Here is a 19029-nt window from a genome sequence, read left to right as displayed (position 1 = left end):
TAAATAATTATTTTTTATCAACTTTATTATACTATAAATAATTGATAATTACTATTACTCTTATTTAATAACAGTTCTTATTTATCCCATACTTAAACAATTACATCTTTATTTTCTGCCTTATATAACAACACTTTTAATCATTTCACAATTAAATTATTCTAATTTTCTATAGGATTTCTATATACCATCACTGCTATTTATAACTACTCTCTTTTATTTCTTCCAACAACATAAAAAAAGTAAAAAAAGAAAGAAGGTGCTATACCATAATAAAAAATTAAGAGTGAATAAATAAAAAAAGAAACTCAGCCATAGCTGAGTTTTCACCTTAATTATACATTATTCATTTTTCACTATCTATCATTTATGCTGGTGGTCTCTTATATGATTAATACAATAACATTGCTTTCCTGAACATTTGGAACAATATCTAAACTCCATCTTTGGATCCTGAGCTTCTGTTATACCACATACTTCACATCTATGAAGTACTTCCATTGGCCTTGCTTGAGACTTAAATTTTTGTTGTCTTTTAAAATTAGTTGCATTACTTCTAGTACCTGTAACTACTTGTTTTCCGAAGAATATAAAGAAGTTTAATACTGGTACTAAAGTTATAAGCATTCCAGCAATACTAAACATACTTAAGAATCCTATAAATTTCAAACCAATAAGTACCCAATCAAGTATAGCTAAATATTTTACTTTAACAGGTATTATATAGAATAATAACACTTGAAAATTAGGATAAATCATAGCAAATGCCAAGAATAAAGACATATTTATATAAGAACCTGTAGCAATTGCTCCAGTTATCATTGATACTATAATTGTAGATATCATACCTACAAAGTAATAAAAATTAAATTTGAACTCTCCCCATTCATTTTCAAGTCCTGTACCTGCTAAATAATTAAAGTATACACCAAACATAAAAGATATAATATTAAGACTAGATGGTACAAAGATAAAGGTTACTAACCTCCATACTTCTCCTTCCATTACCTTAGATGGATCTAAAATAATTCTATCAATCAAATTAGAATCTGGAGACATCATAGTAAAAGCATATACTAATATTGTTCCAGCTATAATTATTAACATTAAATTCTTTATATAAAATCTACCAATCTTTCTTTCCAGTTTATTTAACCAATTCATATAATAAACTTCCCCTTTATTCTTTATAATTTATTTACTAAAATATATAAAAAGTCGTCTATAGTGTATTCAGTGTTTTTCATAGATAAAGTAATCATATTGCTTATTAAAAAGGAAGTTAATTTTCTAGTTTCCATATTAATAGTAATATCTTTATTTTCTTTATGTACTTCTATTATTTCATCTACTATTACATACAACTCTTCCATAACATCATTCTTCTTGCATTTATCTGAATCAGCCTTTTTTTCTTTTACTATCTTATCTTCCTTAGTAATATGATAAAATACTTCTTTATGATATTTTAAGAACTTTTCTAAATTCTTATATATGGATTTTATTTTTTCTTCAAGTTCCATATCCTTCTCTTTTATATTTCTTGATTCTTCTATTACTTCTGTCCATGTATTATTAAAAATCTCCATTACTAGAGACATCTTATTTTCAAAATAATTATATACAGTTCCGAGTCCTATTTCACATCTATTAGCAAGCTCTCTCATGCTAAAATTATTATATCCTTTTTCTTCTAGCAAGATATAGCCTTCTTTTAATATAGTTTCTCTTGCATTTTGTAATATCTTAGGCATCGAAGTCCCCCCTTTACTATAGTTTATATCAATCTTTCTATATTATCAACTAATGAAATAATACTTATTCAATTTCCATATATTTACTTTTTATCTTTTTCTTATTATACTTATATTATGTAAAGATATAATTTAATTAAGGAGCATATCATGGAAAACACTGGCTTTAACCTTGAAAACAAAAGAAAACTCCTTTATAAACGTAAAAGAAGAAGAAAGATAATCTTTCGTTTAACATTGTTATTTACTTTAATATTTTGCGTATCTATATATTTTATTCTAAATAGCAAAGGACTTATTAACAGAAAAGTTACATTATCACCTCCAAAAGAAAAAGAATTTATAGTATGTATAGATCCTGGACATGGTGATTTTGACATAGGCTCTAAAAGTCCTTCTGGTTCCTTAGAAAAAGATATTGTGCTTAGTATTTCATTAAAGCTTGGAGAATTACTAGAGAAGGAAAATATTAAAGTTGTTTATACTAGAACTAATGACTCTTTACCTTGGTTAGATGATGCAAATGATAGTTTAAAAGAAAGAATCAAAATTTCAGAAGTCTTTAAATCTGATTTATTTATTTCTATACATTGTAATAGTAACTACGATGATACTAATGCTAAAGGTATAGAAACTTGGTATAAGCTAAATGATGAAGAAAGCAAAGACTTTGCTGAAGATATTCAACTATCACTGTCTAACTTAAATTACACTGATAATAGGGGTGTTAAAACTTATGCCAAAAAAGAAGATGCATTGGCAGTATTAGAATTAAATTCAGCTAACTCAGCCTTAGTAGAGCTAGGGTTTTTGAGTAATTCACTAGATGAAAAATACCTAACATTAGATAGTAATCAAGATAAGATTGCAAATGCCTTAAAGGAAGGAATACTGAGGCAATTAGCAGTTGACAACTAACAATTGATAATTATGAAAAAAACTCCTTTCGGAGTTTTAAAATAAAAAGTTTTTAGTTACTGTCACGTAATGAAGAATTACAAGCAATTAATTTTAGTAACTCTTTAAGTATTACATCATTAACTATTCATTTTTAATTCTTGAGTTAAATTTATTATGTTTCTGCAATAACAAAAGGGGCTTCTTAAGGAAGCCCCTAGTTATAAACTTCATTTTATTTATAAATTTCAAATTTTAAACCAATGTTAAGCTATTAACTTCTTCTATAACCTGTGGTGACTTATCCAAGTTTACTAAAATAACAATATAATCACCATTTTCAAGTTTTACATATCCTCTTGGAATTATTTCTTTTTCTCCTCTTTTAATTGAAACTAATAAGGAATCCTTTGGCCACTCTACTTCATTTATATACTTACCTTCTGCTACACTTCCCATTTCAACTACGAATTCTAATATAGTTTTTTTATCGTTATCTTCATTACTAGTAACTCCAACCTTCTTTAAAAGCCTTTCTAATAATGTCTCGTATATTGCCTCATTTCTTAATAATTCAGAAGTAATATAAGAAATTATTACTACAACTGATAGAGATAATAAATGACTAAAGGAGCCTGTCATTTCCATAATAAGAACTATACCTGTTATAGGAGCCTTAACTACTGCTGAAAAATACGCTGCCATTCCTAAAGCGATAAAGTTAGTTATGTAAATTGCACTTACTCCAAAGTAATCTACTGATATTACTCCTGTTATATTACCTAAGATAGCTCCTAGTAAAAGCATAGGTAAAAATATTCCTCCAGGTACCCCAGACCCAAAGCATATTAATAGAAGTAAAAACTTAAGTATATATATTATAATTAAAACTAACAAGTTCATCTCACTAGATGTTAAATCCATTATCAACTCATGTCCGCCACCTAGTAAACTAGGGTATAAAAGTCCCACTACTCCAGTGATTACAAATGGAATCATTACTTTAACTTCTATTTTTAAATTTTTAAACTTTCCATAAATATTTTGGAATAAAACTATTCCCTTAGAAAATAAAACTCCCATTATACCAACAAAAATCCCTAGTAATATAAGTATCCAATAATACTTTAAAGGCATTATTGTTAACTCGCTAAAGTTTAATGAAGGCTCCATTCCTAGAAAATTTTTAGAAACAAAATCAGCAGTAATTGCAGCTGCCATTGCTGGTAATAATACTAAAGGAGAAAAACTTCTATGTATTTCTTCTAAAGCAAATATTATTCCTGATAATGGTGAGTTAAAAGCAGCAGATAAACCAGCAGAAGCACCTGCTGTAATTAAGAATTCCTTTTTTACAGGAAATCTTTTATATGTTTTTTCTGCAACTCCCTCTCCAACTGACGCACCTATTTGTACAGATGGACCTTCTCTTCCTAGAGTAAGTCCTGCTGATAAAGCTATTACACCTCCGAAGAATTTTAAAACTAATATTCTAAGCCAATTTAATTTTAGTTTATTTAATACTCTTCCCTTAACCTGCGGAATACCACTACCAGCTATCATAGGTTCTTCTTTGCTCATATATCCTACAATTAATCCTAAAAAAGCTAAAACTATTAATACAAGAAATATATTAACAATCCCCTTATTTCCCCAAAGATAAAATTTCTTAAAAACAGCTGTAAATTTAGTTATTAATATTCTATTTAAAACTATTACTATTCCTACTAATAATCCAATTATTATTCCTTGAATTATTAGCCTAAACTTCATATGTTTTCTTTCTTCTAAAATTTTAGCTATATTTTCTTCATCCAATATTATCACCTAGTTTTCAAATATATTTTTTACCTCATCTAAAATCTTAAAATTAGTAAAGTCAAAATGTAAAGGTGTTAAAGTTACATAACCTTGTGATAAGAAATATAAATCAGAATCATCCTCTGATATTGCATTTCTAGTTCCCTTTATTTCATATATCATATCTTCATTTTCTTCTACTAAAATATAATTTGTTTTATAAGTAGATTTACCAAGCTTACAAACCTTAATTCCTTTTATTTCTTCTTCATCAACATTTGGTACATTAACATTTAATACAACATCATTTCTTAAGTAATTTTTTTCAGCTATATCTACCACTTTACTTATCCATTTAGCTGCCTTAGTATAATCTTCATCTTCTCTTTCCCAATCAACTTCCATAGAAATAGCAATAGACGGAACATTATATATTGCACCTTCCACTGCAGCTGAAACAGTCCCTGAATAAAGTATATCAGTTCCACAGTTTATCCCTCTATTTATTCCCGAAATAACTAAATCAACCTCTTTGCAAAGTAATGATAACCCTGCTTGAGTACAATCTGCTGGTGTTCCAACTAAACTATAAGCTTTAAATTCATCATCTATCTTTTCTTCTCTTATCTTTATAGGATTATGAATTGAAATAGCATGGCTTGAAGCACTCTTTTGTTCTCTTGGTGCCACAACTGTAATTTCATGTTTCTTACTTATTTCTTTTGCTAAAGCATATATCCCTCTTGCATTTATTCCATCATCATTAGTAATTAATATTTTCATATTAGACCTCCTAAAATAAGTATTATCACATATTATATACTACCATAAAACTTTATATTATAAAAAAAGATGGAAGGCCTATATTTTTCCTTCCACCTTTATTATAGATTAAATCCTTGAAAATTTAATCTATAATCCTCTATATTGAATTATTTATGTTTTTCTTAGCGCCAAAATATGTTGATATAAAGTATCCTCCATATATAACAACTAAAACTGCCAGTGCTATTAATACATTTTTCATAATGCTAATACTTCCAAACATAGTTATTACTCTTTTAGAAAATTCTAATCCTGCAATTGAATGTATTAATGCTAAAGATAGCGGCATTAAAAAGTAAATTGCTATTTGTATTAGTAATGATTTATTTATAAGTTTTTCATCTACACCTATCTTCTTTAATAAGTTATATCTTGAAATGTTATTTGTTGATTCTGATAACTGTTGCAGAGCTAAAACAGCAGCTGATGTTATTAAGAAGATACCTCCCATATATATTCCTAAATATGCTATAGTAGCTCCCATGCTTGATGAACTTGCAAATAATGATTCTTTATCATTAGACACAAAGTAAGTATCTCCACTTATTTTATTTACTTCTTTAATTTTAGCAATAATTATCTTACTATCATCATTTTTAAAACTCATATTTACATATGATGTATATGGAGTTAAATCACTTACAATATTATCATTTACTATAATAGTACAAATATTATTTTTCATAATATCATTATATGCTACTAATTCAATAACCTTATTATCTGATGGCTTTAGTATATTTCCATTTATATTAATTTCTTTATCTTCTTTTATAACAGTGTTTAAGGCCTTATTAGCTTCCTTTATATCAGAAAATATTGAATACTCTCCAGGATTTAAAGATATTTCCTTTTTATTATCCATCTTCATAAGTTCATTAAACTTTGATAAAGAAATTATTTGTACTTCACTATTAGTTGCAATTGGATATAAATCCTTTAATTCTTTTCTATCCTCTTCTTTTATAATATCATTATATTTTAAATCACTTTTATAATTAATGTAATTAACATAATCATCAGAATAATCACCTAAGACTAATCCTTTTTCCTTAAAGTATTCTTCAATATTTACTCCATCATAATTTATTATAGTTAAATCATGTTGAGTTAAATCTTTCAAATCAGAATTTAATGCACTACTGATTCCAAGACCTCCTGCAAGCATACATATACCTGTAAATAATAATAAACATATAAAGGACATTGATATAAATACAGTATTTATTTTGCTATTTATTTGTCTTAGCACAAACATATTTAAGTTTTTTAAATATAATCTTTTATTAGATTGCACTAGCTTTAATAAAAATCCTGATAAAGAGAAGAAGAATAAAAATGTTCCACCAGCACCAAGTAATATACTTGGTCCATTTATACCTATTGTTGAAGCTCCATTATCAAGAACTTTATAATAAGCTAAACCTATCATAACTAAGCTTATTATAAATGTAAAAACAGAAACCCAAACATTTCTTACTTTTATATTTTCATTTTTCTTTGATGAGTTTAATAAATCTATTAACTGTACCTTTCCAATTGATACTGAGTTAAACATCAATACTAACACATAAATAATTCCAAATGAAATTATAGTTTTAATCATAGCTGAGTATGAATAAACAAATTTAAAATGACTTATTTTAACTTGAAACATCTTTGCAGTTAATAATGATAAACCTTGAGATATAATAATTCCAAAAACTAACCCTATAGCAAGGGATATTACACCAACTAATAATGTTTCAATAAAAAGTATTTTAGATAATTTCCCTTTATCCATTCCTAGAGTCATATATACTCCAAACTCTTTTTTTCTTCTTTTTATTAAATAATTATTTGCATAGATAATTAAAAATGCTAAAACAAAGGATATAAATACTGAAGCATATCCCATTACTTGATCAACTAACCCAAAAGCGGCCTTTTGAACTTCACTAAGTTCTAACATTATTCCTTGGGATTCTATTGAATTAAAGGCATAAAATATACAAACACCAAAAATTAATGTTAAAAAATAAATTGCATAATCTTTAAAACTTCTTTTTAAGTTTCTAAAAGCTAACTTAGAATACATTATTTTGGTCACCTCCAAGAAGAGTAATAACTTCAATTATCTTATCAAAGAATTCCTTTCTTGAATCATTACCTCTAATTAATTCATTAAAAATTCTACCATCTTTAATAAATAATATTCTTTTAGCATAACTTGCTGAATATGCATCATGCGTAACCATCATAATAGTTGCATTAAGATTTTTATTTAAATCCTCCATACTTTCAAGTAACATCTTTGCAGATTTAGAATCTAAAGCACCTGTTGGTTCATCTGCTAAAATTAATGAAGGCTTAGTAATTATTGCTCTTGCTGATGCAACTCTCTGTTTTTGTCCTCCTGACATTTCATAAGGATATTTATTTAAAACTTCTTCAATATTTAATTTTTTTGCAACTTCCTTAACTCTTCTATCTATTTCCTTATGATTTACTTTCATTATAGTTAAAGCTAAAGCTATATTTTCATATGCTGTTAATGTGTCTAATAAGTTGAAATCTTGGAATATAAATCCTAATTCTTCTCTTCTAAATTTAGATATCTTCTTAGAATTTAATTTTGTAATATCATTTCCAGAAATAAAAATATGTCCACTACTTACTTTGTCAATAGTTGAGATACAGTTTAAAAGCGTAGTTTTTCCACTACCTGAAGCACCCATTACCCCAACAAATTCTCCTTCTTCAACTGTAAAGCTTATATTATCTATGGCCTTTGTTATATTTCCTCTTTTTCCATAATACTTCTCTATATTACTAACTTTTAAAATTTCTTTACTCATACTTAATCCTCCTATTTCTTACTATAGGTTTATTTTATTGCTTTTTCAAAGTTTCATCCATTGATATATATAACATTAAACTTACACTTTTGTAAGTTTAAAAAATTGCACACATTTAAATTACCTTATACCCTTGTTTTCTTCCACCTTATCCTAAAATTATATATCCACTTGGATTATAAAAGAAAAAAATACTGCAATAATTATTATATATCACAGTATTTTTATAACTTATATATATATTTAATATTTTCATTTACTCTTTATTGAAGTAGTTTTTAATATTTAACTATCCTTGTAGTCCATTTTCTTGACGTTCCATATTTTCGATGACTACGTCATAGATATCTCCTAGTGATGCACAATATTCAAGAACCTTCCAAGGTGTATTAGTATGAAAATGTACCTTTACTAAATCTTCATCTCCAACTGCTAGCAAGCAATCTCCTTCTATGTTCTTAGTTATATATTCATTAATTCCATCTTCTGATAAATTAGTTCCCTCAATTAATAATTGAGTATCATATTTAAATTCAAGCATATTTCTCCTCCTTTAATTTATTTAATTCTTTAAAATTAAATAATATCTAATTGATTTTATATCTCAATTATAACATATGCTGTAAATATTATACTAATTATTTTCTTTTTTCATTATAAAATTCATTAATTTAATACCATTACGTTCTACTTCCTGTTCCTCTATGACTCTGTATCCTCTTCCTTCAAAGAAAGGTTTTGCCGTAATTGAAGCATGAACAAGAATATTCTTAGTTATACATTTATCTTCTAATTCATTACAAATGAAAGTTCCAACCCCTCTTCCCTGATAATCCTTATGTACATAAAGCCTATCTAAATATCCAGTATCATCTATATCACCAAATCCAATGATTATTTCATTTTCTATTGCTACTACAGAATAATGTTCTTCTAAAGATCTATTCCATTTTTCATAATCTAATTCTCCAGTTGCCCATACATTAACTTGTTCTTTTGAGTAATCTTTTATATTAATTAAATGAACTGTATTATAAAATAACTCTGCAATTTCATTAAAATCTACTGATTTATATCTTCTTATTTTCATAATATTTATCCTTAACCTAAATTATTTTATTGCATCTCTATAAGATATTTATTTATAGGAAAAATAATTGCAACCTTTGTACCTTTATTAACTTCTGATTCTAAATTAATTCCAAGCCCAAGTTTTGAAGCTAACTTTCTACATAGATATAAGCCTATCCCCGTAGACTTACTAAACCTTCTACCATTTTCTCCTGTATATCCTTTATCAAAGGCCTTTACTACATCTTTTTCATTCATTCCTATTCCTGAATCCTCAATATATAAAACTATATTTTCACCTATTTCTCTAGTATAGAACTTTATTTTATTTTGATTTTTATTATAATCCATATACTTTATAGAGTTATTTAATACTTGATTTATAATAAATTCTATCCATTTACTATCTGTATAAATAGTTTTATCTAAATCAATAGCCTCTATCTTAATTTTTTCTTGGATTAATACCTTTGAATTCCTTCTTACAACCTTATTTATAATATTTTTAAGATTAAGTTCCTTAATAATATAATCCTTCTCAAGAGCATTACTTCTTGCATAAAAAAGAGCTTGCTCAATATAATTTTCAACTTTATTAACTTCTTCATTAATGCTATTCGTTAAATCTGATTTATTATTTTCTATAATAAGTTTGCAACTTGAAATAGGTGTTTTTACTTCATGTACCCAAAGTTCAATATATTCCCTATACTCTTTATTATTAATTTTAAGATCTGAAATATCGTCTTTCATGGATTTAGTAGTTTCATTTATTATCTGATATATTAATCTACTCTCTATAAAACTTCCTTCCTCCATCACATCAGAAATTAAGTATTTTTTATCTAATGCATCTAGATTAGACATTAATTCATCATAATACTTCTTCTTATTAAAATAATCATATATATGATAAGTTAAGATGCTTATTAAATTTAATAAAGTAATAAATATAATTGCATATAAATCTACCTCTAGATAAAAAAGAAGTAGAAATGAAAATCCTAGTGTAGCTAGACTTAAAATTAAAAATAAAAATCTTTCTTTAAAAAAATCTACTACATTCATATTAAAATATAACCTTGACCTCTCTTAGTTTTTAAAAAGTCATTAGCTCCAATTTCTTCGAGTTTCTTTCTAAGCCTATTTATATTAACGGTTAGAGTATTATCATCTACAAATTCATCTGATTCCCATAAGGCTTCAATAATTTCATTTCTAGAAACTATCTTTCCATTATTTTTTATAAGAACATTCAATATTCTGCTTTCATTCTTACTAAGTTCAGTCTTTTTATCTTTATAGCTAGCTTCACTAGTAGATAAATTATGTTTAAGCTCCTTGTATTCTAAAATATCTAAATCTACACTATTATAACTTCTCCTTAAAATAGATGAAATTCTAGCTAAAAGTATTTGAGTATTATATGGCTTAGTTATAAAATCATCTGCTCCTAAATTCATACTCATAAGCTCATCAACTTCACTATCCCTGCTAGTTACTACTATTATTGGAACATCACTTTTCTTCCTTATTTCTCTACATATATAATATCCATCATAATACGGTAAATTTATATCTAATAAAATTAAATTACACTTAGATTTTAAAGCTTCTTCTACTATATTTTCAAAATCTACTGAATAACTAGTTATGTATCCATATTTATTTAAAAATGTGCTTAGCTCATTTCTTATTTTTTCTTCATCTTCTATAATAAAAATCCTTTTTGTACCCATATGTCACCTTCCTCTAATAGTATTTACATATATAAGTTGTAATACCGTCTTTACATTATTTTATTAGTTCATCTGTGAAATATTTTAGATATTAAATTTCATGTTGAACTTATATACAAATTAAATAATATATGCTTTCAATTGAAGTGATTTACTGTCTATTAAAATTATAACATGCTTTTTACAAAATTATATCTTTTATAAAAAACACCTTTACAATCAACCTTTTAAAATATGGAAGAATATTATATAATAATAACGACTACATTTAAATGGAGGAAATAATATTGTTTAAGAAAATTAATCTTAAAGGGGTGACAAATATGTGGGTAATCTATGCTTTATTATCAGCTCTCTTTGCTGCACTCACTTCAATTTTAGCTAAAATTGGTATTGAAAACATAAACTCAAATTTAGCTACTGCTATTAGAACAGTTGTAGTTCTAGTTATGGCTTGGGGAATAGTATTGATAAATGGCAGTATAAATCAAATTGGCAATATTACTCAAAAAAGCTGGATATTCTTAATATTATCAGGTATAGCAACTGGTTTATCTTGGCTATTTTATTATAAGGCACTTCAAATGGGTGATGCTTCAAAAGTAGTTCCAATAGACAAATTCAGTGTTGTAATTACTATGGTACTTGCATTTGTAATATTAAAAGAAGCTGTTACTATTAAAACAGTAGTAGGTGGAATATTTATTACTATTGGCACATTTATATTAATTCTTTAAATTTGCTATATAAGTTGTAATTAAATTTTTACATTTTATGAAGTTCTATTTTATGGTGAAAATAATTAATATATGAAGTTATATAAACAACTTATACTTAAATTAAAAGATCGATTCTTTCAATTTAGATAATTTACTAAAGAATTATTCTTAATTTATAATGATATAAAACTATAGATGTCGATTATTAATTAAAAATATATATTATTATTTTAAACTAATAAACTCAGATTTTAATTTTACTTCACTTCATTAAGTGAGATATTTAAAATCTGAGTTTTTATCTTTATAATTACTATAAAATTATTATAATTACAACTTATTTATTAATTTTATATTGTATAAATTTATTTTATTAAAATTATTAAATATTTTTTTGTAATTGGGAAAGTCTAAATAATGATATCTATCTATTAAGGAGGCATTTCAAATGAGTAATAAGAAAAATAATAGTAATCCAACTTCTCCGAAGTATAAAGAAAATGTAAGAAATAAAACTAATGAAAAAACTCCTTTTGGGGAAAATGAACCTTCTCCAAATACTACATATAAATAAAATTAGTAATGTCGCACAATGAAAAATTAAGAATAAATAATAAAAAAACTCCCGAAGGAGTTTTTAAAAGAAAATAATTTCAATAATTCTTTAAGAATTACATCAATAATTCTTCATTTTTATTTTTTAATTCTTAATTTAGGCTGTTTGTGCGACAGCCCTATCCTAGTAATCTATTTACCATCTCATTAGCCCCTTGTGCTATTGGTATTATATTTTTAACAAAGGAAATTGTAGTGTTAATACTTGTAAGTAAACTTAGAACCTTTTTAATATTTTCTTTAAATACACTGTTTTTAGAAGCTTCTTCACCGATCTTCTGATTAAGCATTATACTTCCAAGCCCCTGTTCAATGGAAAGTTTTAATCCATCTATACCGTACATCTTATATTCATCTATTTTATAATATAAATCATAAAGTACATTATTAATAAATGACTTTAGTTCCTCATTTACCTCTAATTCTCTTAAATCTGCTATTAACATTTCTATCTTTTCTTTAAAGTTAATTAAATTTTCTTCCTCAATATTTTTGTATTGATTACATACATCTAGAGCTAAAGCTAATCCATTAATAGATATTAATATTTCATTTGTTATTATAATATCTAATTTGTGCATTTCTTCCTCTAACTCTATTGACATAATCCTCTTCTCAAAATTAGTTAAAGATATAATAAGTTCCTCTTTTGAATTACTTTCAATTTTATTAATTTGTTTTTTTATATTTTCTATTATTCCTATTATTTGAATTACAGCTTTAAATATTTTTTCATCATCATTTTTATCTATATCAAAAACTTTAGAAAGTACTGATGCTACTGATCTAGACCTACTTTGTTTATTACTATGGTTACTACAAAATTCTTTTGATTTACTTAAAATTTCGTATAGTCTAACTGCCGGATTAGTTGATAATACCATACCATCCCCTCCATAATATTTGTTACAGTTATTACTTGTGTACCATAAATTATTTTTCCTTATTTTTCCACAACGTAAATATAATTTTATCAATTTAATATTATTATATTATAAATAATATTAAAATCTCTCTTTACTATATATAATGCTTAAAATCTGCAATATATGTATGTTTTAACTATTTATATTGATTTTTTTTATATCTATTTTTCCATTTTCAATATTCATAATAGCCATTGTTAAAGATAATGAAAATCTTCTTTTTCCACAACTTCCAGGATTAACATATATAATATTATTCTCAATTTCTAAGTTATATTTATGAGAATGTCCATATATTACAATATCAACCTCTTCTAAATTAATTCCCATATTATTCTTTTCATGGACTATATATATTCTTTTTCCCTCTATTTCAACTATCTCATCTTCCTTTAATATATCCTCAAGATCCCCTTTGTCATTATTTCCTTTTACAGCCACAGTGGTAGCTATATTATTTAATCTTTCTAATATATCTTTATTACATATATCCCCAGCATGTATAATTAGATTACAACTCTCTAGATTATGTATAACTTCTTCTCTTAATAAGTTATGTGTATCAGAAATAATTCCTATTTTCATACAGATATCATCTTTCTTCATAGTTTTCTATTACAGCTTTAATAATTTCTTTTATTTCACTTAATGATAAATCTAGTGTTTCAATTCCACCAATATCACATTGAGCTGTACTCCTAATGTTGTTTAATATTCTTGCATATAGCTGTTTATTATTATCAAACTTCTCATTGTCTTCAACTATATATTTATAAAGTGTCCTTGCTTCTTTTTCTATATATTCTCTGTCATTCATAATTACTCTCTCCCTATTTTATCCTCTTTATGAATATCTATAACTGTTATCCCTATTATCTATGGTGTTTAAATGCCACTATAGATAAATTTATTTCTTTATTATAATAAGTTCACCTCAAAATAATTAGCACCTTGGCCTTAATAATTTTATTAAAGAGTAAATTCAACTATAAAAGTAGTATCTTTTCCAATATTACTTTCAGCATATATTTTACCATTATGACTTTCAACTATTGATTTAGCTATAGATAATCCTAATCCATATCCACCAGTTTCCCTTGCTCTTGAAGTATCTATCCTATAGAACCTTTCAAATATCTTCTCTAAATCCTCTTTCTTAATTCCATCTCCAGTGTTTTTAACCTTAAGATAAACCTTATTCTTGTCTTCATATAATATTACATCTATTCTTCCACCAGAATTAGTGTACTTTAATGCATTATCTAGTAATATACTACATAGTTTTTTTATTTCTTCCTTTTTAGCTTTCAAATCTACATTCTTTTGTATTTCTGTTTCTAAAATAATATTATTCTCAAAAACCACTGCTTCAAAGCCTAGTAATATGCTATCTAAGACTTTGCTCAAATCAAAACTAGATTTTTCTTCCATAACTTTATTGCTATCTAGCTTTGTTAAAGATAGCATATCATCTATTAACTTAGCCATTCTATCTACTTGGTTACTAATATAATTTATCCACTTAATTTGACTATCTACAGTTTTATCTTTATTAGATGTTATTACTGATGTATTAGTCCTAATTATAGCTAGAGGAGTTTTTAATTCATGAGATGCATCTGCTATAAATTGCTTCTGCTTTTCAAAGCTTTCCTTTATTGGCTTAATAGTTTTATTAGTTAAATAAACACTTATGTAAAAAAGTAAAAACAAACTAATGCTACCTACTATCAAAAAAACTTTTAGTAAATTATTTAGCATATTAATTTGAAGCTCTCTACTTATTAATGCAATCTTTAACCCCTTTGGAGTATGTTCTTTTAAATATCCATAGCTACTTCCAGATATATCAATTTTATCAATCTTATTTTCATTTTTAAGTATAGAATATATAGATTCTTCTAATACGGTATTATCTATTTCTATATTTGTAGTTACATTTGCCACATTATTTTCTGAATCTAAATCTATAATTATACTATTTCCATTTTTAAAATTCGGACCAGGCTTCCTAGGATTTTGAATTGCACCTTTTAAATCTCCTTCTAACTCTCTATCCATATTTGCTGCAGTAGTTAAGTATATAGTTCCAAAAATAAGAATAAAAACTAATGTTAGAAGAGTCATATTTATGAAAATAAACTTCCTTTTTAACTTTTCAAACATACTACTCCTCCATCCTATATCCTACACCTCTTATAGTAACTATATTTACTCTTGAATTTAAATGCTGAAGTTTTTTTCTAATAAAAGAAATATATACTTCTATATTATTGTACTCTATTTCTGCATCGAAGCCCCAAAGCTTAGTGATTAAATCATCCTTACTAACTACAACCTTAGGTCTCTCCATAAAATACTTTATTATTTCAAATTCTTTAAGGGTTAGTCTTATAGATTCTCCCTTTACTTCTAAATCGTAAGTATTTAAATCTAATCTAACATCGCCATAAGAAAGATAATTATCATTTATAACATTACCTTTTCTTCTGGTTATAGATCTAAGCCTTGCAAGTAATTCCTCTGCTGCAAAAGGCTTAGTTAAATAATCATCAGCACCTAAATCTAGTCCTTGAACCCTATCTTCAATTTGGCTTTTAGCTGTTAACATAATTATTGGAGTTGTTATTTCCTTTTTTCTTAATTCTTTTAAAACACTTAACCCATTTAACTTAGGTATCATAATATCTAAAACTATAACATCATAAATATCAGTTAAAGCGTAGTTTAATCCATCTTCCCCATCATACACAGCATCTACAACATATTTATTTTTACTTAATATCTCAACTAATGCTTCAGATAATTCTTTTTCATCCTCAACTAAAAGTAGTTTCACTATATTACCTCCATTAAAACATTAAATTTTATAGTTAGATTTATTGTATTATATATATTTCAATAATTAATATGTATTTTGAGTACTTATGCTATTCAAAATTAAAAATAGCTTTGAAAGTAAGTTACATTAATTGAAATCATATAATTTTAATCTGTATATAAGTTCATTATGTAATTACATAACTGAAATACTCTTCATATAACCTAACTTAATAAAATATAAAAATTTTATTTCAACTTATATTTTACTTAATAAAATGTTATCACACAAACCTTAAAATAAAATTAAATTCATATCTAATTTTTTATTAATAAGAAAAAAAGTCTGTATCATTACTTATATAAATCTTGATACAGACTTCTATTTAAATTATTTCCAAGGACATATTTTTATCTCTAATAAATCTATTATCTTAAATATTATTAATGACATTATACTTAAAGCTAAGATTCCAGCAAACATCCCCTTATAATCTACCATTGACCAAGAGTTCATTATATAATAACCTAGTCCATATTTAGTAGCATAGTTTTCACTGAAAAATAAAGCTGAAATAGCAATACCTATACTTACTCGTAGACTTGAAAAAATCTTAGGGGCTATGCTAGGTAATATTACTTTTGTTATAGTATCTACCTTACTAAACTTCATTACCTTTGCAGATATTAAAACATCATTATCTATTTCATTTACTGCATCTCTTGTTACTATTAATATTTGAAATACTATAATAGTAACCATAAGTATTATCTTTGATTTATCACCTATACCAAACATAACCATAAATATTGGTAAGAAAGCAATTTTAGGTATTGGATAAAGTAAGTAAACTATAGGAGATATTATTTTATCAAAAAGTGTGCTTCTACCTATTAATATTCCAAAAGGAATTCCAATAATTAATGATATAAGTATAGCTCCTAATATCCTATATAGACTATATAAAATATGATATATAAAGTCATTTTGCATAAGTCTTATTAGCTCTAATAGTGTACTCTTTGGTGTTGGTACCATATTAGTTCCTATTCCTAAACTTAATAAATACCATAAAACAATTATTATAATAGCTCCATATAAGCTTTTAAAAAACTTTAAAACTCTATCCTTAATCATAAAGGCTACCTCTTACTTTATTACATATTTCTATATATTCAGTCTTTGTCCTAATATCTTTATCACCAAAGTATTTATTAGGAATAATACTATCAATCCTACCATCTTTCATTACTATTATTTCTTCACCTAAGAAAACTGCTTCTTCAATATTATGAGTAACTAAAATCATAGTAATATTCTTTTCAATCTTAATTTCAAGTAATAATTCTTGAATCATTTCCTTGTTAATTGAATCCAAGGCTGAAGTAGCTTCATCTAATAAAAGAATTTCTGGATTATTTATAATCGTTCTTCCTATAGCAACTCTTTGCTTTTGCCCACCACTAAGCTCTTTAGGATATTTATGCTTTATATCAGCTAGTCCTAATTCATTAATAACCCTATTAACCAGCTTTTCTTTTTCTTCTTTAGATAAATTACTTTTATTTAAACCTAAACTTATATTTTTATATACTGTAAACCAATTAAAAAGACCTAAATTCTGGAGTATTAATGAAGTTTCACCTTCTATTTCTAAATTCCCTTCATAATTAGAAATAAGCCCTGCCATAGTATATAGCAGGGTTGTCTTTCCACAGCCAGACTTTCCTATAATAGCATAAGATTTTCCTTTTTCAATAGATAGATTTAATTTATCTATTGCTATTTCTTCATTATACTTTACAGATAAGTCTTTAATTTTTATTATATTATTTAACAAACTTTCCTTCTAATAAATCAGCTGGTTTAACATTTAAATCTTTATTTAATGTTTTTTCAGTCCAATCTATTATACTTTGTAAATATTCATCACTAGGAAGGGCAGCTTTTTTATATGTTGGTAAAACCATAGTACCTTTAACCTCAGGATTTGTATTTGGTATTTTTTCAATTAAAATATCTTTTGCTATTTCAGGATTGTTGTTTATTTCATCTACAGCCTTATTATATGCTTCATGGAAAGCTTTAATTGTATTTGGCTTTTCATTAATAGATTTACCTGTAAATACTAAACAATCTGGTGAAAACTCATCATCCATTCCATAAACAGTCTTAATTAATCCCTGTAATTCACCATTTGATGCAACTGGTTCTGGGAATAAACTCATATCAACTTCCCCACTATTTAAAGCAGCAAGTCTTGCAGGTATTTCATTTATAAATACCTTTTCTACATTGTAGTCTTGTCCAAGCCACTTATCGATTAGATAGTTAGAAACACTAACTTCCATCATTCCTACTTTAATATCTTTCTTATCTTTTGCACCTTCATTAGATAAAACTGGGAACATTCCATCTGTCATAGTTGTAGCTTTTATATCAAAGCCACCGTTTACATTTGTTGCAACAGCAATAAAATCTGTCATTGCTCCATCAATTTCATTGCTTTGAAGAGCACTTTGTCTATTTTGCGCATTAGTATAAATTTCAATCTCAACATTAATTCCAGCATCTTTAAAATATCCATTCTTTTCTGCAATAAGAATTGGGGCTGTATCAACTGCAGGCATTAAGCCAATTTTTAATGTTGTATCTTCTTTTACCTCTTCTGCTTTTTCTTTATTTCCACATCCTATTAAGAAAATAGAAAACATTGATATTAAAATTAATGATAATTTTCTGTTTAACTTTTTCATTTGTTAAACCTCCTACAAACTTTTCTCCTTCCTATTATATTTATTAAATACATATTTTTCAACTAATTTTTCTATAATATAGAAGAAAATAATAAACTTATCTATATATCTAATATAAAGAAATCCATAACTCGAATATTAAAATCCATTGTTTAGTATATATTGTATGTCCAAGACATTTATATAAACAATACGCTAATAGTCCGTAAACTAAAAGAAAATCAAAAAACAGAAAGATGATATAGTTTAAGCTGCTACACCATCTTTCT

21 protein-coding genes are annotated in these 19029 nt (G+C 25.8%); 3 read left to right on the top strand and 18 right to left on the bottom strand.

Going from position 1 to position 19029, the window contains the following annotated elements; genetic code table 11:
• Positions 1-363 precede the first annotated feature (363 nt).
• Both E5347_RS02135 and E5347_RS02130 read right to left on the bottom strand, forming a co-directional pair.
• Positions 364-1164, bottom strand: coding sequence for a rhomboid family intramembrane serine protease (locus tag E5347_RS02135; RefSeq protein ID WP_136004136.1), 801 nt, complete (start codon positions 1162-1164; stop codon positions 364-366).
• A gap of 23 nt (positions 1165-1187) precedes the next feature.
• On the bottom strand, positions 1188-1754 hold the full coding sequence (locus E5347_RS02130) for a TetR/AcrR family transcriptional regulator (RefSeq protein ID WP_136004134.1): 567 nt from the start codon (positions 1752-1754) through the stop codon (positions 1188-1190).
• A gap of 150 nt (positions 1755-1904) precedes the next feature.
• Between E5347_RS02130 and E5347_RS02125 the strand changes: the two genes are divergently transcribed.
• Entirely contained in the window at positions 1905-2672 is a 768-nt protein-coding gene (locus tag E5347_RS02125; RefSeq protein WP_136004131.1) for an N-acetylmuramoyl-L-alanine amidase family protein, read from the top strand.
• A gap of 234 nt (positions 2673-2906) precedes the next feature.
• Here the strand turns inward: E5347_RS02125 and E5347_RS02120 are convergent, their stop codons facing one another.
• From E5347_RS02120 to E5347_RS02085, 8 genes are all read right to left on the bottom strand, one after another.
• Positions 2907-4478: a chloride channel protein gene (locus E5347_RS02120; protein ID WP_425350408.1), complete on the bottom strand. Its 1572-nt coding sequence runs from the start codon at positions 4476-4478 to the stop codon at positions 2907-2909.
• Positions 4479-5234, bottom strand: a complete 756-nt coding sequence (surE, locus tag E5347_RS02115) for a 5'/3'-nucleotidase SurE (protein WP_136004126.1) — start codon at positions 5232-5234, stop codon at positions 4479-4481. It lies immediately after the preceding gene.
• Positions 5235-5373: 139 nt separating this feature from the next.
• Complete coding sequence (locus E5347_RS02110) at positions 5374-7353, bottom strand: ABC transporter permease (RefSeq protein WP_136004124.1); 1980 nt, start codon at positions 7351-7353, stop codon at positions 5374-5376.
• Positions 7343-8113, bottom strand: a complete 771-nt coding sequence (locus E5347_RS02105) for an ABC transporter ATP-binding protein (RefSeq protein WP_136004121.1) — start codon at positions 8111-8113, stop codon at positions 7343-7345. Before E5347_RS02105 ends, E5347_RS02110 begins: the two co-directional genes overlap by 11 nt.
• A 289-nt stretch (positions 8114-8402) precedes the next feature.
• A complete protein-coding gene (locus E5347_RS02100; protein ID WP_136004118.1) occupies positions 8403-8654 on the bottom strand; it encodes a kinase to dihydroxyacetone kinase in 252 nt (83 codons plus the stop codon).
• A 93-nt stretch (positions 8655-8747) separates the two neighbouring features.
• On the bottom strand, positions 8748-9203 hold the full coding sequence (locus E5347_RS02095; protein WP_136004116.1) for a GNAT family N-acetyltransferase: 456 nt from the start codon (positions 9201-9203) through the stop codon (positions 8748-8750).
• Between the two features lie 26 nt (positions 9204-9229).
• The gene (locus E5347_RS02090) at positions 9230-10252 is read right to left on the bottom strand and encodes a sensor histidine kinase (RefSeq protein WP_136004113.1); all 1023 of its coding nucleotides are present in this window, start codon (positions 10250-10252) and stop codon (positions 9230-9232) included.
• Complete coding sequence (locus E5347_RS02085) at positions 10249-10923, bottom strand: response regulator transcription factor (protein ID WP_136004110.1); 675 nt, start codon at positions 10921-10923, stop codon at positions 10249-10251. The genes E5347_RS02090 and E5347_RS02085 overlap by 4 nt, the downstream gene beginning before the upstream one ends.
• Positions 10924-11246: 323 nt before the next feature.
• On the opposite strand from E5347_RS02085, the gene E5347_RS02080 reads away from it, so the two are divergent.
• Complete coding sequence (locus E5347_RS02080) at positions 11247-11660, top strand: EamA family transporter (RefSeq protein WP_136005825.1); 414 nt, start codon at positions 11247-11249, stop codon at positions 11658-11660.
• Between the two features lie 430 nt (positions 11661-12090).
• Complete coding sequence (locus E5347_RS17155; protein WP_279230078.1) at positions 12091-12216, top strand: hypothetical protein; 126 nt, start codon at positions 12091-12093, stop codon at positions 12214-12216.
• A gap of 160 nt (positions 12217-12376) precedes the next feature.
• On the opposite strand, the gene E5347_RS02075 is transcribed toward E5347_RS17155, so the two are convergent.
• The 8 genes from E5347_RS02075 to E5347_RS02040 all read right to left on the bottom strand — a co-directional run bounded on the left by E5347_RS02075 (position 12377) and on the right by E5347_RS02040 (position 18760).
• A complete protein-coding gene (locus E5347_RS02075; protein ID WP_136004108.1) occupies positions 12377-13141 on the bottom strand; it encodes a hypothetical protein in 765 nt (254 codons plus the stop codon).
• A 174-nt stretch (positions 13142-13315) separates the two neighbouring features.
• On the bottom strand, positions 13316-13768 hold the full coding sequence (locus E5347_RS02070; RefSeq protein ID WP_136005824.1) for a metallophosphoesterase family protein: 453 nt from the start codon (positions 13766-13768) through the stop codon (positions 13316-13318).
• A 7-nt stretch (positions 13769-13775) separates the two neighbouring features.
• Entirely contained in the window at positions 13776-14000 is a 225-nt protein-coding gene (locus tag E5347_RS02065; protein WP_136004105.1) for a hypothetical protein, read from the bottom strand.
• Between the two features lie 152 nt (positions 14001-14152).
• Positions 14153-15349, bottom strand: a complete 1197-nt coding sequence (locus tag E5347_RS02060) for a sensor histidine kinase (RefSeq protein WP_136004103.1) — start codon at positions 15347-15349, stop codon at positions 14153-14155.
• A 1-nt stretch (position 15350) separates the two neighbouring features.
• Positions 15351-16022 (bottom strand): response regulator transcription factor, encoded by a 672-nt coding sequence (locus tag E5347_RS02055; RefSeq protein WP_136004100.1) that lies wholly within the window; start codon positions 16020-16022, stop codon positions 15351-15353.
• A gap of 372 nt (positions 16023-16394) precedes the next feature.
• Positions 16395-17141 (bottom strand): ABC transporter permease, encoded by a 747-nt coding sequence (locus E5347_RS02050; protein WP_136004097.1) that lies wholly within the window; start codon positions 17139-17141, stop codon positions 16395-16397.
• Positions 17134-17844 carry an ABC transporter ATP-binding protein gene (locus tag E5347_RS02045; RefSeq protein ID WP_243109701.1) on the bottom strand — a complete coding sequence of 237 codons (711 nt, stop codon included), beginning with the start codon at positions 17842-17844 and terminating at the stop codon, positions 17134-17136. The genes E5347_RS02050 and E5347_RS02045 overlap by 8 nt, the downstream gene beginning before the upstream one ends.
• Positions 17834-18760 (bottom strand): ABC transporter substrate-binding protein, encoded by a 927-nt coding sequence (locus E5347_RS02040; protein WP_136004095.1) that lies wholly within the window; start codon positions 18758-18760, stop codon positions 17834-17836. The genes E5347_RS02045 and E5347_RS02040 overlap by 11 nt, the downstream gene beginning before the upstream one ends.
• Between the last annotated feature and the right edge of the window lie 269 nt (positions 18761-19029).

Origin of the sequence: Clostridium sartagoforme (assembly GCF_004794105.1) — a bacterium.
Classification (GTDB): domain Bacteria; phylum Bacillota; class Clostridia; order Clostridiales; family Clostridiaceae; genus Clostridium; species Clostridium sartagoforme_B.
Note: the sequence above shows the minus strand (reverse complement) of the source record. Positions and strands in the feature narration are given on the sequence as shown.

Coding starts and splice junctions, on each gene's coding strand:
- E5347_RS02135 (WP_136004136.1), bottom strand. CDS start 1,164: ATGAATTGGTTAAATAAACTGGAAAGAAAGATTGGTAGATTTTATATA.
- E5347_RS02130 (WP_136004134.1), bottom strand. CDS start 1,754: ATGCCTAAGATATTACAAAATGCAAGAGAAACTATATTAAAAGAAGGC.
- E5347_RS02125 (WP_136004131.1), top strand. CDS start 1,905: ATGGAAAACACTGGCTTTAACCTTGAAAACAAAAGAAAACTCCTTTAT.
- surE (WP_136004126.1), bottom strand. CDS start 5,234: ATGAAAATATTAATTACTAATGATGATGGAATAAATGCAAGAGGGATA.
- E5347_RS02110 (WP_136004124.1), bottom strand. CDS start 7,353: ATGTATTCTAAGTTAGCTTTTAGAAACTTAAAAAGAAGTTTTAAAGAT.
- E5347_RS02105 (WP_136004121.1), bottom strand. CDS start 8,113: ATGAGTAAAGAAATTTTAAAAGTTAGTAATATAGAGAAGTATTATGGA.
- E5347_RS02100 (WP_136004118.1), bottom strand. CDS start 8,654: ATGCTTGAATTTAAATATGATACTCAATTATTAATTGAGGGAACTAAT.
- E5347_RS02095 (WP_136004116.1), bottom strand. CDS start 9,203: ATGAAAATAAGAAGATATAAATCAGTAGATTTTAATGAAATTGCAGAG.
- E5347_RS02090 (WP_136004113.1), bottom strand. CDS start 10,252: ATGAATGTAGTAGATTTTTTTAAAGAAAGATTTTTATTTTTAATTTTA.
- E5347_RS02085 (WP_136004110.1), bottom strand. CDS start 10,923: ATGGGTACAAAAAGGATTTTTATTATAGAAGATGAAGAAAAAATAAGA.
- E5347_RS02080 (WP_136005825.1), top strand. CDS start 11,247: ATGTGGGTAATCTATGCTTTATTATCAGCTCTCTTTGCTGCACTCACT.
- E5347_RS17155 (WP_279230078.1), top strand. CDS start 12,091: ATGAGTAATAAGAAAAATAATAGTAATCCAACTTCTCCGAAGTATAAA.
- E5347_RS02075 (WP_136004108.1), bottom strand. CDS start 13,141: ATGGTATTATCAACTAATCCGGCAGTTAGACTATACGAAATTTTAAGT.
- E5347_RS02070 (WP_136005824.1), bottom strand. CDS start 13,768: ATGAAAATAGGAATTATTTCTGATACACATAACTTATTAAGAGAAGAA.
- E5347_RS02065 (WP_136004105.1), bottom strand. CDS start 14,000: ATGAATGACAGAGAATATATAGAAAAAGAAGCAAGGACACTTTATAAA.
- E5347_RS02060 (WP_136004103.1), bottom strand. CDS start 15,349: ATGTTTGAAAAGTTAAAAAGGAAGTTTATTTTCATAAATATGACTCTT.
- E5347_RS02050 (WP_136004097.1), bottom strand. CDS start 17,141: ATGATTAAGGATAGAGTTTTAAAGTTTTTTAAAAGCTTATATGGAGCT.
- E5347_RS02040 (WP_136004095.1), bottom strand. CDS start 18,760: ATGAAAAAGTTAAACAGAAAATTATCATTAATTTTAATATCAATGTTT.